The organism is Rhizobacter sp. P2_H2 (genome assembly GCF_056403375.1).
Genome location: NZ_JBFUFP010000585.1, coordinates 1 through 3,397 on the forward strand (window position 1 = coordinate 1; position 3,397 = coordinate 3,397).

Sequence of the window (3,397 nt, forward strand, 5' to 3'; positions counted from 1 at the left end):
ACATCGTCGAGCGCATCCAGCGCGAGGTCGAGAAGGCCTTCGCCGACGCGCAGCCGCAGGCCCAGCAGAAGGTGCAGGTGTTCGGCCGCGAGAAGACGCTCTATTCGATCTACAGCAAGATGCGCGAGAAGCACTTCAGCTTCGCGCAGGTGAACGACATCTTCGGCTTCCGCATCGTGGTCGGCACGCTGCCCGAGTGCTACCTCGCGCTCGGCGTGCTGCACCAGCTGTACAAGCCGCTGCCCGGGCGCTTCAAGGACTACATCGCGATCCCGAAGGCGAACGGCTACCAGTCGCTGCACACCACGCTCGTGAGCCCGCTGGGCACGGCGGTGGAGTTCCAGATCCGCACCGAGCCGATGCATGCGGTGGCCGAGAAGGGCATCGCCGCGCACTGGATGTACAAGGCCGGCGGCACCACGCAGCTGCACGATGCGCAGCGCCTGGGCACGCTGTGGCTGCAGTCGCTGATCGATATTCAAGACGAGACGCGCGACGCCAACGAGTTCCTCGAGCACGTCAAGATCGACCTGTTCCCCGATGCGGTCTACGTGTTCACGCCGAAGTCCCGCATCATGGCGCTGCCGCGCGGCGCGACGCCGGTCGACTTCGCGTACGCGATCCACTCCGACGTCGGCGACCACTGCGTCGCGGCCAAGGTCAACGGCGACCCGGTCGCGCTGCGCACCGAGCTGCGCAGCGGCGACGTGGTCGAGGTCGTCACCGCACCGGGCGCGCGGCCGAACCCGGCCTGGCTGAACTTCGTGCGCACCGGCCGGGCGCGCTCGAAGATCCGCCACTACCTGAAGAACATGGAGCAGGAAGAGTCGCAGCAGCTGGGCGAGAAGCTGCTCGCGCAGGCGCTGCGCGCCGAAGGCCTGAACATGCCGGCCAGCGACCCGGCGGATGCCGCTGCCGGCGCGCTGTGGCAGCAACTCGCGCGCTGGAGCGGCACGCGCTCGCGCGCCGAGCTGCTGATCGACATCGGCCTTGGCCGCAAGATCGCGACCATCGTCGCGAAGCGGCTGGCCCAGATGATGGGCGAGCGCGGCGAGCGCCCCGATGCGCTGACGCTGACGATGGGCCGCTACGCCGCCGACGACAACGCGCCGTCGCAGGGTCTGGTGGTGATCGACGGCAGCGAGGGCGCCTCGGTGCAGATGGCACCGTGCTGCCGCCCGATCCCCGGCGACGCGATCGTCGGCTACCTCGGCCGCGGCGAGGGGCTGCTGGTGCACACCGTCGACTGCTCCACCGCGAAGCGCCTGTTCGAGCGCGACAGCGAGCGCTGGATGACGGTCGAGTGGGCCGAGGAGCCGGTGCGCGCGTTCGAGACCGGCGTCACGCTGCTGCTGAAGAACGGCAAGGGCGTGCTGGCCCAGGTGGCGGCGGCCGTCAGCGAGGCCGAGGCCGACATCACCCACATCGACATGGACGACGAACCGGCGGCGCAGACGATCGAGCTGCGCCTGCTGCTGAGCGTGCGCGACCGGCTGCACCTGGCCGACGTGATGCGCACGCTGCGCCGCGCGGCGCCCGTGCTGCGCGTGACCCGCGTCAAGCCGTAGCCCGGAAGCCATTCCGGGCCATCCCTACGGCTTCGGATATTTCACGTCGATCACCTCGATCCGCTCGAGCCCGCCCGGCGTCATCAACTGCACCTCGTCGCCGATGCGCGCCTTCAGCAGCGCCCGCGCGATCGGCGCGATCCAGCTGATCTCGCCGCGGCTGCTGTCCGATTCGTCGACACCCTTGATCGTGACGGTGCGCTCCTCGCCGCRCTCGTTCGCATAGGTCACCGTCGCGCCGAAGAACACCTGGTCGTTGCCGTGGTGCAGCGACGGGTCGGCGACCTCGGCGATGTCGAGCCGCTTGGTCAGGAAGCGGATGCGGCGATCGATCTCGCGCAGCCGCTTCTTGCCGTACAGGTAGTCGCCGTTCTCGGAACGGTCGCCGTTCTTCGCGGCCCACGACACCACCTCGACGACCTTCGGCCGCTCGTCGTCGAGCAGCGTCAGCAGCTCGTGGCGCAGCGCCTGGTAGCCGCCGGGCGTCATGTAGTTGCGCGTGCCCTGCGGCAACGCCGGCAGGCCGACCTCGTCGTCCTCGTCGTCGCTGGAATCGGTCTCTTTGGTGAACGCCTTGCTCATGCCCGCGATTTGAACCCAACTGCCCGGCACATGCGATCAGGGTGATTGACTTGCCTAACCGGTTAGGCAGAATCAAGCCGCCTCGACATCTTCAGGAACCCGCCATGTACACCCTCTTTGCCACGCCCGGGTCGGTCGGCTGCGCTGCCGTCGATGCCGCATTGCGCTTGTGCGGCGTGCCGTTCGAGACCGTCGAGGCCGCGCCGTGGACCGAGTCGCCCGGCCGCGACCGGCTGAAGCTCGCCAACCCGCTGGTGCAGATCCCGACGCTGCAAGGCGCCGGCGGCGAACTGCTGACCGAGACGGCGGCGATCCTGATCCACCTCGGCCTCACGCACCCCGAGGCCCGGCTGCTGCCCGCCGACGCGGCCGCGCGCGCCAGCCACCTGCGCGGGCTCGTCTACCTGGCGGCCAACGTCTACCCCGCCATCACGGTGATCGACTTCCCCGAGCGCTTCTGCGAGGCCTGCAGCGACGACGAGGCCAGGCGCATCCGCGCGCAGACCCGCCGCCACCTGCACGGGCTGTGGGAGGTGTTCGCCGACAGCTTCGCCGCGCCGCCATCGGCCGCCTTCCTCGGTGGCGACACCCCCGGCGCACTCGACCTGATGGCCGCTGCGCTGTCCAGGTGCTTCGGCACGCGCCCGCACCTGGCCTCGGCACGGCCCGGCTTCGCCGAGTTGCTGTCGCGCATCGACGCCCACCCGCGCTTTGCCGACACCGAGCAGCGCTACTGGCCACCATCGACATAAGGGCGGCGCTGATGGCCACCCTCTCGGCCGGCGTCGGCGGCGCGCTCGCGCTGGAGTTCGCGAACACCGCCGGCGATCACCTGTCCGACACGCCGTCCGAGCGATTGAGCAGCTGGGCGCGCTTCGCGCAGTGGTGCCTCGAGCAGGACCTGGTCGACGCACGCGGCGCCGCGGCGCTGAAGGCGTCGACCGACGAGCTCGCGCCGGTGATCGCCGCGCGCGATGCGGTGTTTCGCGTCGGCCTCGCGATCGCGCAGGGCACGAAGCCGCCCGCCGCGGCGCTCACGCTGCTGAACGACCTGGCTTCCGGCGATGGCCCGCGCGTCAGCCACACGCAGGCCGGCCTGCGCTGGCGCGGCACCGCCGACGACAGCGCGGCCTCGTTGCGCACGCTGCTCGCGCGCGAGGGCCTGACGCTGTTCTGCTCGCCGCGCGCCGCCCGCATGCGGCTGTGCGCCGGGCCGCTGTGCGGCTGGCTGTTCCTCGACGACAGCC

General features: G+C 70.5%; 4 protein-coding genes. 3 read left to right on the forward strand and 1 reads right to left on the reverse strand.

Annotated elements, in window-relative coordinates:
• On the forward strand, window positions 1-1,568 hold a 1,568-nt coding region (locus tag AC1D15_RS22905; RefSeq protein ID WP_477827779.1), incomplete at its 5' end, for a RelA/SpoT family protein.
• Window positions 1,569-1,592: 24 nt separating this feature from the next.
• Here AC1D15_RS22905 and greB read toward each other — a convergent pair.
• Window positions 1,593-2,150 carry a transcription elongation factor GreB gene (gene greB / locus AC1D15_RS22910; RefSeq protein ID WP_477827780.1) on the reverse strand — a complete coding sequence of 186 codons (558 nt, stop codon included), beginning with the start codon at window positions 2,148-2,150 and terminating at the stop codon, window positions 1,593-1,595.
• Between the two features lie 104 nt (window positions 2,151-2,254).
• Between greB and AC1D15_RS22915 the strand changes: the two genes are divergently transcribed.
• Window positions 2,255-2,902, forward strand: coding sequence for a glutathione S-transferase family protein (locus AC1D15_RS22915; protein WP_477827781.1), 648 nt, complete (start codon window positions 2,255-2,257; stop codon window positions 2,900-2,902).
• An 11-nt stretch (window positions 2,903-2,913) separates the two neighbouring features.
• A partial coding sequence (locus AC1D15_RS22920; protein WP_477827782.1) for a CGNR zinc finger domain-containing protein occupies window positions 2,914-3,397 on the forward strand: 484 nt, incomplete at its 3' end.